Annotated in this window: 15 protein-coding genes; 3 read left to right on the forward strand and 12 right to left on the reverse strand. The window is 63.8% G+C overall.

The features are described from left to right. Positions 1-55 precede the first annotated feature (55 nt). The 12 genes from AAZU54_RS22375 to ccmA form a co-directional block, all read right to left on the reverse strand. The gene (locus tag AAZU54_RS22375; RefSeq protein WP_186556015.1) at positions 56-844 is read right to left on the reverse strand and encodes a PhzF family phenazine biosynthesis protein; all 789 of its coding nucleotides are present in this window, start codon (positions 842-844) and stop codon (positions 56-58) included. A gap of 33 nt (positions 845-877) precedes the next feature. After that, on the reverse strand, positions 878-1,816 hold the full coding sequence (locus AAZU54_RS22380; RefSeq protein ID WP_186556014.1) for a 2-hydroxyacid dehydrogenase: 939 nt from the start codon (positions 1,814-1,816) through the stop codon (positions 878-880). Between the two features lie 149 nt (positions 1,817-1,965). After that, on the reverse strand, positions 1,966-2,385 hold the full coding sequence (locus AAZU54_RS22385; RefSeq protein ID WP_186556013.1) for a hypothetical protein: 420 nt from the start codon (positions 2,383-2,385) through the stop codon (positions 1,966-1,968). 12 nt (positions 2,386-2,397) lie between these two features. After that, positions 2,398-3,591 carry a c-type cytochrome biogenesis protein CcmI gene (ccmI, locus tag AAZU54_RS22390; RefSeq protein ID WP_434727696.1) on the reverse strand — a complete coding sequence of 398 codons (1,194 nt, stop codon included), beginning with the start codon at positions 3,589-3,591 and terminating at the stop codon, positions 2,398-2,400. After that, positions 3,584-4,072 carry a cytochrome c-type biogenesis protein gene (locus AAZU54_RS22395; RefSeq protein WP_186556011.1) on the reverse strand — a complete coding sequence of 163 codons (489 nt, stop codon included), beginning with the start codon at positions 4,070-4,072 and terminating at the stop codon, positions 3,584-3,586. Before AAZU54_RS22395 ends, ccmI begins: the two co-directional genes overlap by 8 nt. Then, a complete protein-coding gene (locus tag AAZU54_RS22400) occupies positions 4,069-4,605 on the reverse strand; it encodes a DsbE family thiol:disulfide interchange protein (protein WP_186556010.1) in 537 nt (178 codons plus the stop codon). The genes AAZU54_RS22395 and AAZU54_RS22400 overlap by 4 nt, the downstream gene beginning before the upstream one ends. Beyond that, positions 4,602-6,590 carry a heme lyase CcmF/NrfE family subunit gene (locus AAZU54_RS22405; RefSeq protein ID WP_186556009.1) on the reverse strand — a complete coding sequence of 663 codons (1,989 nt, stop codon included), beginning with the start codon at positions 6,588-6,590 and terminating at the stop codon, positions 4,602-4,604. Before AAZU54_RS22405 ends, AAZU54_RS22400 begins: the two co-directional genes overlap by 4 nt. Then, entirely contained in the window at positions 6,587-7,042 is a 456-nt protein-coding gene (ccmE, locus tag AAZU54_RS22410) for a cytochrome c maturation protein CcmE (protein ID WP_186556008.1), read from the reverse strand. Before ccmE ends, AAZU54_RS22405 begins: the two co-directional genes overlap by 4 nt. Continuing rightward, positions 7,039-7,215 carry a heme exporter protein CcmD gene (gene ccmD / locus AAZU54_RS22415; RefSeq protein ID WP_084858204.1) on the reverse strand — a complete coding sequence of 59 codons (177 nt, stop codon included), beginning with the start codon at positions 7,213-7,215 and terminating at the stop codon, positions 7,039-7,041. Before ccmD ends, ccmE begins: the two co-directional genes overlap by 4 nt. Beyond that, a complete protein-coding gene (locus AAZU54_RS22420) occupies positions 7,212-7,979 on the reverse strand; it encodes a heme ABC transporter permease (RefSeq protein WP_186556007.1) in 768 nt (255 codons plus the stop codon). Before AAZU54_RS22420 ends, ccmD begins: the two co-directional genes overlap by 4 nt. Before the next feature lie 57 nt (positions 7,980-8,036). Next, the gene (gene ccmB / locus AAZU54_RS22425; protein ID WP_312151499.1) at positions 8,037-8,705 is read right to left on the reverse strand and encodes a heme exporter protein CcmB; all 669 of its coding nucleotides are present in this window, start codon (positions 8,703-8,705) and stop codon (positions 8,037-8,039) included. Further along, positions 8,702-9,334, reverse strand: a complete 633-nt coding sequence (gene ccmA / locus AAZU54_RS22430; protein ID WP_186556005.1) for a cytochrome c biogenesis heme-transporting ATPase CcmA — start codon at positions 9,332-9,334, stop codon at positions 8,702-8,704. Before ccmA ends, ccmB begins: the two co-directional genes overlap by 4 nt. Before the next feature lie 152 nt (positions 9,335-9,486). On the opposite strand from ccmA, the gene AAZU54_RS22435 reads away from it, so the two are divergent. From AAZU54_RS22435 to AAZU54_RS22445, 3 genes are read left to right on the forward strand one after another with little or no spacing between them, the layout of a single operon-like run. Beyond that, a complete protein-coding gene (locus AAZU54_RS22435) occupies positions 9,487-11,055 on the forward strand; it encodes a flagellar hook-length control protein FliK (RefSeq protein WP_434727697.1) in 1,569 nt (522 codons plus the stop codon). Beyond that, the gene (locus tag AAZU54_RS22440) at positions 11,052-11,396 is read left to right on the forward strand and encodes an EscU/YscU/HrcU family type III secretion system export apparatus switch protein (RefSeq protein WP_186556003.1); all 345 of its coding nucleotides are present in this window, start codon (positions 11,052-11,054) and stop codon (positions 11,394-11,396) included. Before AAZU54_RS22435 ends, AAZU54_RS22440 begins: the two co-directional genes overlap by 4 nt. Before the next feature lie 60 nt (positions 11,397-11,456). After that, entirely contained in the window at positions 11,457-14,192 is a 2,736-nt protein-coding gene (locus AAZU54_RS22445) for a dermonecrotic toxin domain-containing protein (protein ID WP_434727698.1), read from the forward strand. Positions 14,193-14,293: the final 101 nt, after the last annotated feature.

Genomic DNA, 14,293 nt, shown 5'->3' on the forward strand with positions numbered 1-14,293 from the left:
GCCGGTACGGGGAAGCGCTTGAAGGAGCAAGCCAAGCGCCTACCCGCCTCAATGGTCAGATGAATATTGTCCCGCGCAGATACAACGCGCCCTTGCCACTGATGATCACCCGGCCATTACCAGGCACCTGGCAGTGCAATTGCCCCTTGCGCGCGCCACCCTGCTCGCAGCTCAGGCTGCTCTGATCCAGGCGCTCGGCCCAGTATGGCGCCAGCGAGGTGTGGGCAGAACCGGTCACCGGGTCTTCATTGACCCCTACTCGCGGCCCGAACCAGCGGGTGACGAAATCATACCCACGGCCCGGCGCGGTCACCGCGATCCCGCGCACATCAAACCCGGCCAACGCGACGAAGTCCGGCGCCAGGGTTTCGATCAGCGAGGCATCGTCAATCACCACCAAATAATCGTCTGTGCGATAGACCCCGCGAGCGCGGCTCAAGCCGAGCGCTTCGAGCAAGCCCGACGGCGTCTCGACCGCCACCGGCTGTTTGGCCGGGAAATCCATCGCCAGCAAGCCATCAGCGCCACGGCTGACGCGCAACTCGCCGCTGCGGGTATTGAACCGCAACACCTTCGCCTGCTCCCCCAGCTGCTCGAACAGCACCCAGGCTGCCGCCAAGGTCGCATGCCCACACAGGTCGACCTCCACCGTCGGGGTGAACCAGCGCAAGTCATAGCCCGCCTGGTTTTTCACCAAATAAGCGGTCTCGGAGAGATTGTTCTCTTCGGCAATGCGTTGCAGCAGCTCATCGGGCAGCCAGTTTTCAAGGGGGATCACCGCTGCCGGGTTGCCACCAAAGGGCTGGGCGGAAAACGCATCTACCTGGAAGATCTCAAGTTGCATGCAAAAAGCTCCACGGACGGAAAACGAAAAAGCTCAAGGACGAACTGGGGTCAATACCGACTCGCCAGCGAAGAATGCCTGCAGGTTACGCAGCACCAGGGCCACGGTATCGCGTGCAGCTTCCGGCGATTGCCCGGCAACGTGAGGCGTCAGCACGGTGTTGCCCAGCGCCTTGAGCGCATCGGGCACTGCCGGCTCGTCATCGAACACATCCAAGGCAGCGCCCGCGATCGTGCCTTGCTGCAAGGCTTCGACCAGCGCCTGGGTGTCGACCACGCTGGCGCGGGCGATATTGACCAGATAGCCCTCGGCACCCAGCGCCTGAAGCACCTGCGCGTCCACCAGATGGTGGGTGTTGGCACCGCCCGGGGTGGCGACCACCAGAATATCGACCGCCTCGGCCAGGTGTTGCGGGCTGTCGTACCAGCTGTATGCAACGTCTTCACGCGGGGTACGACTGTGGTAGCTGATGGGCATGTCAAAACCCAGCGATGCACGCTTGGCAATCGCCAGCCCGACCGCACCCAGGCCGAGAATCCCTAAGCGCTTGCCCGACACCGAGGGGCTGATGACCCGGTTCCACTCAGCGCGGCGGGTACTGGCATCGGCGCGGGGGATATCGCGCAGCAGTGCCAGCAGCAGGGCCAGGGTGTGGTCGGCGACGGCAGGCGCATTGGCGCCAGCGCCATTGGTCACGGTAATGCCGCGCGCCGCTGCGGCAGGCAAGTCGACCTGCTCGTAGCCCGCGCCGATCACGCAGATGATCTGCAACTTGGGCAGGGCGTCTATTTCAGCGGCGGTCAGGCCCAGTGGCCCGCGGGTAAGGACTGCATCGATCTCGCCGGCATGGCGCACGATGGCGTCGGCGCGCAGTTGTGGCGATGGCGCGCGAATCAGGCGGTAGCCGGCCTGTTCGAGCAATGGCAGGTAATCGTCGACGGTTTCAACCAGTACTAGGACTGTCTTGCTCATGCACCCCTCCGGCTCAATGCGAGGGGGGATTATGCGCGGTTAGTGGTCAGTACAGTCAATTGGAGGTTAGCGAATTCTAGCAGGCCAATCCCGGCCTCATCGCGGGGCAAGTCGCAGCGGCGCACCGCGATGAGGCCGGGACTGACACCCTATTGGGCGAAGGCACGCCCCAGGCCTCCGGGCACGCCACTGCTATCGGTCTCCTGCCACGGCCCATCCGGGCTCAGCGACCAGCTCCAGCCGCCGTCATAGCGGTAGTAGGTGCGCTGGCGGTAGAAGGTGTTGGGTTTCTTCTCCAGCACATACACGCCCAGCTTCGGATCCCAGTGGCTGGCGCCGCCCGGTGGCGGTGCGAAACTGGCCGAGGTACGCGGCATCGGCTTGGGAATCGCCGCTGGTTTGCTCGGCTGGGTACCCGGCTGACTGCCCGGTAGCGGCTTGACTGCTGGGCCTGGACGCGGCGGTACGCTTTCGATCGGTGGCAATGGCTGCTCGACCGGCTCGCGCACCGTACACGCAGACAGACCCAGGGCCAGGGTGATCAGGGTCAAGCGGACGGTGCTGTTCATGACGGGGTTCTCTTAGCGGTCGGGGCTGTCGATGGTCAGGTGCTGAGTGCCGGCAGTGCGGTTGCTCAGCGGCGCGCTCTGGCCAACCCATTCACCTTGGGTCGGTTGGCCTGCGCGCGAGACGCGTGCAACCAGTTGGACTTCGCTGAAATCGGACAGTTTCATCTGCGGCATCATCGCGTCGGCATCGGACAACTCGACGTCGATTGGCAATTGCGCAATGGTCACCCGCTTGGCCGCGACCGGCATGGGCGGGCCTTTGCTGGCGCGGGCAAAAATGAACACGGTATCGCCCGGCTGGACTTTGTCCTTGAGCGCCGCGGCCAGTTCAACTCGCACTTTCAAACGCGCTGCAGGCGCCGCTTGCGCAGGCTTGCCAACACTCGCGGAAAGTTTCTCGGCGGCGCGATCGATCCCCCCTTGTAACGCCGCTCGCGAGGCATCACCCTCGGGCAGTTGCGCCAGCAAGCGCTGCCAATAATCGATAGCCTCCTGATAGCGCTCGCCCTCGAACGCAGCGATGCCACGCAGCCCCAGGCTGGTCACTTCTTTTGGATCAGCTTTGAGGGCTTCGTCGGTCAGCGTCTGCACCTGCGCGCTCCACTGCTTGTCAGCCGCGAAATACAAGGCTTGCGCCCACTGCCCCAGCAATTCGGGCTGACGGCCTGCCAAGGCTACCGCGCGCTCGAAGGTTCGCGCAGCGTCCGCCGGGCGCTGATCGGCCATATAGGCGCGACCGAGGAAATACAGGCCCTCGGCAGAATCCGGCTGCGCCTGAACCGCTCGCTCCAGACGGCTGGTCATCTCCTGCATGGACTTGGGCGCCTCGGCGAATTCGCGGGTCAGCTCGACCTGCTCGGCAGCGCCGAAATGCAGATACAGCCCCAACCCCATCACCGGCACCAGTACCGCCGCCAGCAGCGGCAGTGCCTTGCCCAGATGGCCCTGGGGCGGCGCTTGGGCCTCTTCGGTATCGGCCAGCAGCTCGCGCGCCGCTTCATCGCGGCCGCTCGCCAGTTGCTCGGCATCGAGCACGCCGGCAGCCTGTTGTGCAGTCAGTTCGGCAACCCGCTCCTGGTACAGGGCCACGTTGAGGGCGGTGCGGTCTTCTTCCTCCTGGCGACGACGGCCACGCAGGATCGGGATCAGCAAAAAGCCGAGGGCAGCGAGCAACAGCAGGCCCGCGCTAAGCCAGAATTCAGTCATGGGTACGTTCTTTTTCCAGCAGTTTGGCGAGACGTTCGCGTTGTTCGGCAGACAGCTCCTGGGAGCCAGCGGCCACTGGGCGCCGACGCCGACGGACGATCACCGCCAGCACCACGAAGCCACCGAGCAGAAGGATCCCTGGGCCGAACCAGAGCAGCCAGGTGCGCCCGCTCAGGGCCGGTTTGTAGCGCACGAAGTCGCCGTAGCGGTCGACCATGAACTCGACGATCTGCTGATTGCTCTTGCCTTCGCCGAGCATGCGGAAGATCTCCCGGCGCAGGTCGGCGGCGATCGGCGCGTTGGAGTCGGCGATGTCCTGGTTCTGGCACTTGGGGCAGCGCAGTTCCTTGGTCAGTTGCTGATAGCGCTCGCGCTCGGCGTCGTCACGAAACTGATAGGTATCGATGGCCGCCCTGGCCACCCCGGCCAGGCCCAAGCCCAGAAAGAGCCCCAGCACAGCGGCTGCCAGCCCCCGCTTCATGGCTTGGCCTCATCAACCAGGCCCTGGTACAGCGGCGCCAACTGCTCGCGCCACACCGTGGCATCGACGACGCCAACATGCTTGTAGCGAATGATGCCCTTGGCATCGATCAGGAAGGTCTCCGGCGCGCCATACACGCCCAGGTCCAGCCCGAGGCTGCCCTGCTCATCGCGGATGTCCAGCTGATAGGGGTTGTGGAATTCGGCCAGCCATTTTAGCGCGGCGGCGTTGTCGTCCTTGTAGTTGACGCCATGAATCACCACGCCCTGCTCGGCCAACTGGTTCAGGTACGGGTGCTCGACCTTGCACGATGGGCACCAGGTGCCCCACACGTTGACCAGCGCCGGGCGGCCCAACAGATCCGCCTGGGTCAGGGTTCGCTCGCCCTGCACCGAGGCCAGGGAGAACGCCGGGAACGGCTTGCCGATCATTGCCGAAGGCAGTTCGTCGGGCTTGAGGAACAGCCCCTTGTAGAGAAACACCGCCATCAGCAGGAACACCGCCAATGGCACGACCATGATCCAACGCTTCATGCAGTTGCTCCAGACACGCCCAGGACATCACGCACCCGGGTCTTGACCTTGACGCGGTAGCGCCGGTCGAAGGCCGCCAGCAAGCCGCCCAGGCCGGTCAACAGACCGCCCAGCCAGATCCAGCGAACGTAAGGCTTGATGTGCACCCGCACCGCCCAGGCGCCGTTCTCCAACGGCTCGCCGAGGGCGACATACAGGTCACGGGTGAAGCCGGCATCGATGCCGGCCTCGGTCATCATCGACTGCTGCACGGTGTACAGGCGCTTCTCGGGATGCAGCACGGAGATCTCCCGACCATCACGCGAGACCCGCACAGTGCCCTTGTCGGAGATGAAGTTCGGCCCCTCGAAGTGCTTGGCGCCTTCGAACAGGAAGTGATAGCCGCCCAGCTCGACACTCTCGCCCGGCGCCATGCGCAGGTCGCGCTCGGCGCTGTTGTTGCTCGACAGCACCACGCCCAGGGCGCACACCGCCAGGCCCAGGTGCGCCAGGTGCATGCCCCAGTAGCTGCGCGACAGGCCGCGCAGGCCCTTGCCCAGGCCTTTGTGGCGGGTCTTGTCGAGGATGTCGCGCAGCCCGGCCAGAACCACCCAGGCCGCCAGGGCGAAGGTCGCCAGCGCCGGCCAGTCGAAGTCGTCGGCGATAAACCCTGCGACCGGCGCGAGGATCGCGCTGCCAATCAGTACCGGGGTCAGCATGCTTGCCAGCCACTTGCCGGGGGTATCTTTCCAGCGCACCAGTACGCCGACACCGAGCACCACCATCAGCAGCGCCATCAACGGCAGGAACAAGGCATCGAAATACGGCGGGCCGACCGACAGCTTGGCGCCGGTCAGGGCATCGAGCACCAGTGGGTAGAGGGTGCCGAGCAGGATCATCGACGCGGCCACCACCAGCACCAGGTTGTTGGCCAGGAGCAGCGTCTCACGCGACCACAGGGCGAAACCTACGTGGCTCTTGACCACTGGCGCGCGCAGGGCGAACAAGGTCAGCGAGCCGCCGACCACGAACAGCAGGAAGATCAGGATGAACACGCCGCGTGAAGGGTCGGCGGCAAACGCGTGCACGGAGGTCAGCACCCCGGAGCGAACCAGGAAGGTGCCCAGCAGGCTCAGCGAGAAGGCGGCAATCGCCAGCAACACCGTCCAGCTCTTGAACACCCCGCGCTTTTCCGTGACGGCCAGCGAGTGGATCAGCGCCGTGCCGACCAGCCAGGGCATGAACGAGGCGTTTTCGACCGGGTCCCAGAACCACCAACCGCCCCAGCCCAACTCGTAGTAAGCCCACCACGAGCCCAGGGTGATACCGACGCCGAGGAAGGCCCAGGCGACGATGGTCCACGGCCGCGACCAACGCGCCCAGGCCGCATCCAGGCGGCCGCCGAGCAAGGCGGCGATGGCGAAGGCGAAGGCCACCGAGAACCCGACATAGCCCATGTAGAGCATCGGCGGATGGACGATCAGGCCGAAGTCCTGCAGCAAGGGGTTGAGGTCGCGACCATCGGTCGGCACCTGCGGCAACAGGCGCTGGAACGGGTTGGAGGTGATGATCAGGAACGACAGGAAGCCGACGCTGATCATGCCCATCACCGCCAGCACCCGGGCCAGCATCACCTGTGGCAACTGGCGCGAGAACACCGATACGGCAAAGGTCCAGCCGCCGAGGATCAACGCCCACAGCAGCAGCGAGCCCTCGTGCGCGCCCCACACCGCGCTGAACTTGTAGTACCAAGGCAAGGCGCTGTTGGAGTTGCTGGCGACATAGGCGACCGAGAAGTTGTCGGTCATGAAGGCGTGGGTCAGGCAGGCGAAGGCAAAGCTGAGGAAGGCGAACTGGCCCCAGGCCGCCGGGCGCGCCAGGCTCATCCACAGGCTGTCGCCGCGCCAGGCGCCGAGCAGCGGCACGCTGGCCTGCACTACGGCAAAGCAGATCGCCAGGATCATCGCCAGCTGGCCCAGTTCAGGGATTACCAAGGCTGCGTTCATGGTTTGCGCTCCACGCCATTTGCCGCCTGGCCGCTTTCCTTGAGGGCTTTGGTGACCTCTGGCGGCATGTATTTCTCATCGTGCTTGGCCAGTACTTCGTCGGCCACCACCTCGCCCTGGGCATTGAGTTTGCCCAGGGCGACGATGCCCTGCCCTTCGCGGAACAGGTCAGGCAGGATGCCGCGGTAGGTGATTGGCACCGACTTGTTGAAGTCGGTGACCACGAAGCGTACGTCCAGCGAGTCGGACGAGCGCTGCACCGAGCCTTTCTCGACCATGCCGCCAGCGCGGATGCGGGTGTCCTGTGGCGCTTCGCCGTTAGCGATCTGGGTCGGTGTATAGAACAGGTTGATGTTCTGCTGCAGGGCACTCAGGGCGAAGCCAAGGGCGATGCCGACACCGACCAGCAGGCCGAGGATGAGCAACAGGCGTTTCTTGCGCTGCGGATTCACTGGTTGTTCTCCCGGCGCAGACGGCGCGCCTCTTCTTGCAGGTAGCGACGTCGGGCCAGCAGTGGCGCCGCGACATTGAGCGCCAGCACGGCCAGGCAGATGCCGTAGGCCGACCAGACGTACAGGCCATGGTGGCCCATGGCGAGAAAATCGCCGAACGAGGCAAAGCTCATCGCACCGCCCTCTGACCCAGACTGTTCAACACTTCCTCCCTGACCCAACTGGCGCGCGCCTCGCGCTTGAGCACTTCAAGGCGCATGCGCAGCAGCAGCACCGCGCCGAAGAAGCAGTAGAAGCCCAACACCGTCAGCAGCAACGGCAGCCACATCTCGACCGGCATGGCGGGCTTTTCGGTAAGGGTGAAGGTCGCGCCCTGGTGCAGGGTGTTCCACCACTCAACCGAGTACTTGATGATCGGAATATTGACCACGCCGACGATCGCCAGCACCGCGCAGGCCTTGGCCGAGCTGTCACGATTGCTGATCGCCTGGCCCAGCGCAATGATGCCGAAGTACAGGAAAAGCAGGATAAGCATCGACGTAAGGCGGGCATCCCAGACCCACCAGCTACCCCAGGTCGGCTTGCCCCAGATCGCCCCGGTCAGCAATGCCACCGCAGTCATCCAGGCGCCAATGGGCGCCGCGCACTGCAGGGCGACGTCGGCGATCTTCATCTTCCATACCAGGCCGACGATGCCGGCCACCGCCAGCAGCACGTAGCACGACTGCGCCAGCATGGCAGCAGGCACGTGGATATAGATGATGCGAAAGCTGTTGCCTTGCTGGTAGTCCTGCGGGGCGAACGCCAGGCCCCAGGTGATGCCCACCGCCAGCAGCGCGATGGCAGCGATGGTCAGCCACGGCAGCATGCGGCCGCTGATGGCATAGAACCATTTGGGGGAACCGAGCTTATGGAACCACGTCCAGCTTATTTTCATCAGGGTACATCCGGTCTTGGCTGGGCTTTAGGCGTCAATCCGTAGGCCCAGATCTCGTTATTCGCCGACGCTGATCTTCAGGCCGGCCGCTATCGCAAAGGGTGCCAAGGTCACAGCCAGGGCAGTCAGGCTGGCCAGCCACAGCAAATGGCCGGTCGCTGGCATATTCTGCAACGCCGCATGCAAGGCGCCACTGCCCAGGATCAATACTGGGATATACAACGGCAAGATCAGCAACGCCAGCAGCAAACCGCCGCGCTTGAGACCGACCGTCAGCGCCGCGCCCACCGCACCGAGCAAACTCAGTATCGGCGTGCCCAGCAGCAGCGAGGCGAGCAACACCGGCAGGCAACTCGATGGCAGACCGAGCATCAGTGCCAGTAGCGGAGCCAACAATACCAGCGCCAGCCCGGAAAAGATCCAGTGCGCCAGCACCTTGGCCAGCACCAGCATCGGCAACGGATGCGGCGACAGCACCCATTGCTCGAGCGAGCCGTCCTCGAAATCACTGCGAAACAGCCCGTCCAGCGAGAGCAATACCGCCAGCAAAGCGGCGACCCAGACCAGCCCCGGCGACAAGGTTTGCAACAATTGTGTCTCAGGGCCGACCGCCAGTGGAAACAAGGCGACCACGATCGCGAAGAACACCAAGGGGTTGGCCAACTCCGCCGGGCGGCGGAACAACAAGCGGGCCTCGCGCCGCAACAACAGGACAAATACGCTCATGCCGCCCACTGCCCCACATTCAGTTCACGATAACCGGACGGCTTGCGCTCGAGGGTGTGATGGGTGGTCAACACGACCGTGCCACCGGCTTCGCAGTGGGCCGCCAGATGCGCCTCAAGCTGAGCCACACCCTGTTTATCCAGGGCAGTGAACGGTTCGTCGAGGATCCACAGCGGTGGGCTGTGCAGATACAGTCGAGCCAGCGCCACGCGGCGCTGCTGGCCGGCCGACAAGGTGTGACACGGCACATCCTCGAAGCCGCGCAGGCCCACCGCTGCCAGCGCCTGCCAGATAGCCTCGGGGGTGGCGGGCTGGTGCAGGGCGCACAGCCAGGCGAGGTTCTCTTCGGCAGTGAGCAGGTCCTTGATGCCAGCGGCATGGCCGATCCACAAGAGGATGCTGGCCAGGGCATGGCGCTGCTCGGTCAACGGCTGGCCATTGAGCAGGATCTGTCCGGCAGTCGGCTGCATCAACCCCGCCAACAGGCGCAGCAGACTGGTCTTGCCGCTGCCGTTAGGGCCGCTGACCTGGAGCATGTCGCCAGGGCGCAGCTGAAAATCCAGGTGCTCGAACAGCAGGCGCCAGTCGCGCTCGCAGGCCAGGCCAGTGGCTTGAAGGTCCAGGGTCACGGTTTCGCCTTATTCTGTGTCGGGTCTCGGCCAATATCTCAAGTCACCCCCTGCCCTGCCGTTATAGTGGGCAGTGGCGGGCGGCGCGGGCGGCATTATTACATGCGACGACTCGCTGCCAAGAGGGCTGGCTCCACAGGTTGTATACAATCATGACCGAAATCAATAGTCTCGGCGCACAAACCGCGCTAGGCCCGCAAGCGGCCAAGGCCGCCATGACCGGCGAACTGCTGCGCCTGCTGCAGCCGCAGCCCGGTCTCGTGCCGCCTGGCGAAACGGCCAAGGCCGAGGTAATGTCCTTGCGCCAGCTGGGCGTCGACTTCCAGTTGCTGCTGCGCCTGACCCTGGCCAACGGTACCCAGAGCCAAGTTCAGACCACTGCCAGCCAGCCACTGCCACCCGGCACTCAGTTGATGGTCAGCCAGGCTGACGGCAACCGCCTGGCGGTCATGGTGCAGCAGGCCAACGCCAGCAACGTCAGCACCCTCACCCGCCTGGACACCGCACAAATACCGGTGGGCGCCCTGCTGCAAGGCAAAGTGCTGACTAACCAGGCGCTGCCGGTCAATCCGGGCGAGGCGGCCAGTTTCCGTTCGCTGGTCAGCCTGCTCAACAGCAGCCAGGCCGGCGCCACCTTGAGCATCGAAAGCCCCCGGCCACTGGCGGTTGGCAGCCTGCTCAGCGCCTTGGTGCAAAGCGATCAATCTTTGCGTTTCGTGCCGCTGAGCGGTCGTCAGGATCAATTGCTGGTCTCCCAGCAGCTGGCCTCGCAACAGAGCCGACAGGCATCGCTGCCAGGGGTATTGAACGCGCTGCAACAATTGACCAGCAGCCCTGGTGGCACTGGCGAACTGCGCGCCAGCGCCGAGCGCCTGTTGGCCAGCCTGCCGCAGGCCAGTCAACTGGGCGATGCCAAGGCAGTGGCGCAAGCGCTGAACAACAGCGGCGCATTTCTCGAGGCGAAACTGCTGGGCGACTTGAGCGCAGGCATCGTGCCCGACCTCAAGGCGCAGTTGGTCAGGCTGGTGGCGCAAGCTTTGCCCGGCGTGCCGGGCAACCCAATGCTCAATCCGACCATTGCCGCTAACACCCTGGCCCAAGTGCTGCCTGGCATGGCGCGCAGTGCCTTGGGGATGCTCGACAAGGTTAGCCCGCGGCCACAACCGGGTAGCTTTCCGCTGCCCTCGCGCCTGCTGCAAAACCTTGAGCAGGAGGCCGACCTGCAACAGCTGCTGCGCCTGGCCGCCGCCGCCATCTCGCGCCTGCAAAGCCATGCCCTGTCCAGCTTGCAGCAGACCGGTACGCTGGATAACGGCAACCTGCAGACCACCTGGCAAACCGAGATCCCCGTGCGTCATGGCCAGGACTTCATCCCCTTGCAGGTCAAACTGCAACGCGAGGAGACGCCGCAGCAGCAAGCCGACCCGCAGCGTGAGCAACGTGATCCACAGCAATCGCTATGGCGCATCGAGCTGGCATTCGACCTGGCCCCGCTTGGCCCGTTGCAGGTGCAGGCGCAACTGAGCCAAGGCCGGCTGTCCGGGCAGTTGTGGGCGGAGCTACCGCGCACCGCCGAGCTGATCGACAGCCAACTGGGCCACCTGCGAGAGCGTCTGCTCCAGCGTGGCCTGGATGTAGGGGATCTGGAGTGCCGCCCCGGTATCCCGCCGCAAGGCCCTCGGACCCGACTGGAGCAACGCTGGGTGGACGAAACCGCATGAGCAAGCAACCGCCACGTCAGGCCATCGCCCTGAGCTATGACGGCCAGCAGGCGCCCACCCTCAGCGCCAAGGGCGATGACGCCCTGGCCGAAGCGATCCTGGCGATCGCCCGCGAACACGAAGTGCCAATCTACGAGAACGCCGAGCTGGTCCGCCTGCTGGCACGCCTGGAACTGGGCGAGCAGATTCCCGAAGCGTTGTACCTGACCATCGCCGAAATCATTGCCTTCGCCTGGCAGCTACGCGGCAAGGTCCCGGCGGGTTTCAATGATGACGCGGCCAGCGAGCGCGATATCACCCCACCGCTGCTGGGCCTGCCGAACGGGCGTAGCACTATCTAGCACCTGCTGGCCTGGGTCTTGGCCGAACCTGCAGTTTTCCCAGCTCAGGTTCAGCTAGCCATGCCTTATCTCAACCCCTCTCCCGCTGACCTAGTGCGCGAAGCGCTCGACGGCTTCCCGCGCCCGGACCAGCATGCCGAAACCCTGCTAAAAGACTGGTTGCACGAGCGCGGCGTATCCACCGCCCCGCGCGACATCGATGTGGTCACCCTGCACTACCAGAGCGCGCCCAATAGCCGTGACTCGGGATGGCATGACAATGCCGTGGTCAGTCAGAAAATGAACCTGGTCGAGGCGCTGCTGAGCAACTGGCAAGGCGAACCTGCCGAGGGTTACCACGGTTTCCATTACGGCGATTGGGCTGGGCTTGCGCCAAGTCACACGGCCAGGCTGGTCGACCATCTGCATCGGCCTGGGGCATTGTCCAACTACTCCGAGTACCTGGTGTTCAATGGTCTGTACACGCACCGGGCAGAGACCGAATATAGCCCAAGCAACCATATAGGCATCCGTGCCGAAGATTTCCAGGACTTTATCTGGAACTTGGATTTTCATCAGCACTTCAAGCAGAGTCTCGACCGCTATTGGCAGCATCGCCTGCCTCTGTACCAGCGTGCTCTGAAGATCAGCTTGATAGCCGCCTGCAACAAACAGGTCGAGGAAGGCAGCCTGTCGGAACAAGGGCGGCGCCTGGCCTGGCAGGCGCTGGGGTTGATTCGCCAGCGCGGCGCAACACTGCAGGCGTCGCTGCTCAACGTCTACGGTTACACCGCCACCGCGATCCTCTGCCTGAAGCATTCGAACAGTGATTTCACCCTGCTGTACCTGCCCGGCAACGCTTCTCCTTTGCACGAGTTCGCCGACCAATCGGCCATGAAGCACTGGTTTGCCCAACAGTGTCAGGACTCCGCTCGACGCACCGCGCTACTCGATTGCTTCGCCCGCGCCGACTGGCCCGATGGTCTGGACTTCAGTGGTCTTGAGACTGCTCTGCAAGGGCTTGGCCTGTACCCCAAGCCGCACCGACTGAGCAGCAACCACAGCGGCCTGGCCACCAGCGGCTTGTGGCAACCCAATGAGATGATCAACTACAAAGCCGATAAGTACAGCCCGCCGATCCAGGGCGATTTGTTCGAGTACCTCGCCAAACGCTACAAGGATCGCGCTTATCAGGATGCCGACCAGCAGATCATCAGCAATCAGCAGATCGACAAGGGCAAATGGGGCCGTTATCTGAATGTCGCGATAGCCTTGCTGGCACCTGTAGTGCTAGTGGTGCCGGAGCTTACACCGCTACTGGTGGCCGGCGGTCTGGCGCAGTTCGCCCTGGGTTTGGATCAGGCCATCAATGGCAAGATGCTCGCCGATAAAGCCGAAGGGGTGGTTAACCAGACATTCGGCCTGTTCAATGCGCTGCCCCTGGCCGCAGGCATCCTGAGCGGCCCCGAGGCAATCTTTCGCTACCGTCGGCCAGGCTGCTACATGTCGCCACGGCTACGCGAGCTGCTTGAACAGGCCCCGCGCACCAGTAGCCCGCCCGCCGAGCTCGAACTGCCACCGGCTGAACTCGCCTTTCGCCAGGATGAAGTGGTGAGTGCCACCGCTGGGGCGGCGCTGAGCACTCACATTGACGCCGAGTTCACCCCGCGCTTTTCGGCGCTGCTCGATGAGGCCACCGGCCCGGTGAACGCTTGGGTCTACTACGACCTCGATAGCGACAGCTTCATCAAGGTTGACGAGCTGGCCCTGCTCAACCCACCCAGATGGATCACCACTAGCAATACCGCCAGCGCCCTGGTAAGGCGACCTGCCGGACGCACCGTCACCGACCGACAGCGCATGCGCAGCCTGCATGCATTAGGTATTCGACTGGATCTGCCGATCGAACTTGCGCCTCCCGATAACGTCACCCGCACAGCTATTCCTCGACTGATCTCCAGCCTTTGGGTCGGTGATCGCATTCTCGACGGGGCATTTCTTGCCGCCCTGCAACACAACGCCCAGGTGGTGAGCGCAAGCCACTACCGCTATCAACTGTTCCTGTCACGGATGAATCCCCAGGCGTATCAGAACAACCGTGCACTGCTCATGGCCAAGGCGCCAAATCTTATCGTGCGCCCCCTGGAAGACGAACCGTTCTTTCAGCACTTTGAGCGCTCGCTCTACTTTGCCCAGTACCAAGCGGCTATCGAAGGTAATGGCGGTGCTGCAACCAATTTCAGCTCGGCCAGCGACATTCTGCGTTATCGACTACTCAACGAGATCGGCGGGATCTATCTGGACGCTGACGATCGCCTACTGCCGTCGCCCTCGGTCAAGGGCCGCGAACATTTGCTGGGACAACTTGAGCTGCGTGCCAGTGCGCGAGAGCTGCTGCTCGCCCCACCGGTATCGAACGACCAGCTGGGCATGTACTTCAAGTACAACAACAGCCTGATTGGCAGTCATCCGGGCAACCCAACGCTGGAAGCGATCTCCGAGGAGATCCTGCGGCGCTATGCACAAGACCCCACCTTCTACGATGTACGGCCTGACCCCGATCTGCAGCCGATGGCATTCAACGCTTATGCCCGCCGCCTTAGCCGCCTGACCGGACCGGCGGTCCTGAACGATGTAATCGACCAGCAGCTGCCGTCATTGCGCCAGCTGCGCGAACTGTGCGTACTGGTCACCTCACCGCTGCGCGATCTGCACCAGACCCTCGATCTGAGCCAGTTCGTCAAACTGGTGCACAGCCAATTGCCACTGGGCAAGCTTGCCGAGATTGGCCATGCGCACAGTTGGCGGACGGCCTGAGACACACGCACTTAACAGATCGCGGGTGGCGAGCATTATTTACCGCTGCGGCACCCACCAGATCGGCAAACCTGTCGGCTCACTTTCCAACCCGGTGACCG

It is taken from the genome of Pseudomonas sp. Je.1.5.c (assembly GCF_051129895.1).
Taxonomy (GTDB): domain Bacteria; phylum Pseudomonadota; class Gammaproteobacteria; order Pseudomonadales; family Pseudomonadaceae; genus Aquipseudomonas; species Aquipseudomonas urmiensis.

Coding starts and splice junctions, on each gene's coding strand:
- AAZU54_RS22405 (WP_186556009.1), bottom strand. CDS start 6,590: ATGAACGCAGCCTTGGTAATCCCTGAACTGGGCCAGCTGGCGATGATC.
- ccmI (WP_434727696.1), bottom strand. CDS start 3,591: ATGACTGAATTCTGGCTTAGCGCGGGCCTGCTGTTGCTCGCTGCCCTC.
- AAZU54_RS22440 (WP_186556003.1), top strand. CDS start 11,052: ATGAGCAAGCAACCGCCACGTCAGGCCATCGCCCTGAGCTATGACGGC.
- AAZU54_RS22385 (WP_186556013.1), bottom strand. CDS start 2,385: ATGAACAGCACCGTCCGCTTGACCCTGATCACCCTGGCCCTGGGTCTG.
- ccmD (WP_084858204.1), bottom strand. CDS start 7,215: ATGAGCTTTGCCTCGTTCGGCGATTTTCTCGCCATGGGCCACCATGGC.
- AAZU54_RS22400 (WP_186556010.1), bottom strand. CDS start 4,605: ATGAAGCGTTGGATCATGGTCGTGCCATTGGCGGTGTTCCTGCTGATG.
- ccmB (WP_312151499.1), bottom strand. CDS start 8,705: ATGAGCGTATTTGTCCTGTTGTTGCGGCGCGAGGCCCGCTTGTTGTTC.
- AAZU54_RS22445 (WP_434727698.1), top strand. CDS start 11,457: ATGCCTTATCTCAACCCCTCTCCCGCTGACCTAGTGCGCGAAGCGCTC.
- AAZU54_RS22435 (WP_434727697.1), top strand. CDS start 9,487: ATGACCGAAATCAATAGTCTCGGCGCACAAACCGCGCTAGGCCCGCAA.
- AAZU54_RS22420 (WP_186556007.1), bottom strand. CDS start 7,979: ATGAAAATAAGCTGGACGTGGTTCCATAAGCTCGGTTCCCCCAAATGG.
- AAZU54_RS22395 (WP_186556011.1), bottom strand. CDS start 4,072: ATGAAGCGGGGGCTGGCAGCCGCTGTGCTGGGGCTCTTTCTGGGCTTG.
- AAZU54_RS22380 (WP_186556014.1), bottom strand. CDS start 1,816: ATGAGCAAGACAGTCCTAGTACTGGTTGAAACCGTCGACGATTACCTG.
- AAZU54_RS22375 (WP_186556015.1), bottom strand. CDS start 844: ATGCAACTTGAGATCTTCCAGGTAGATGCGTTTTCCGCCCAGCCCTTT.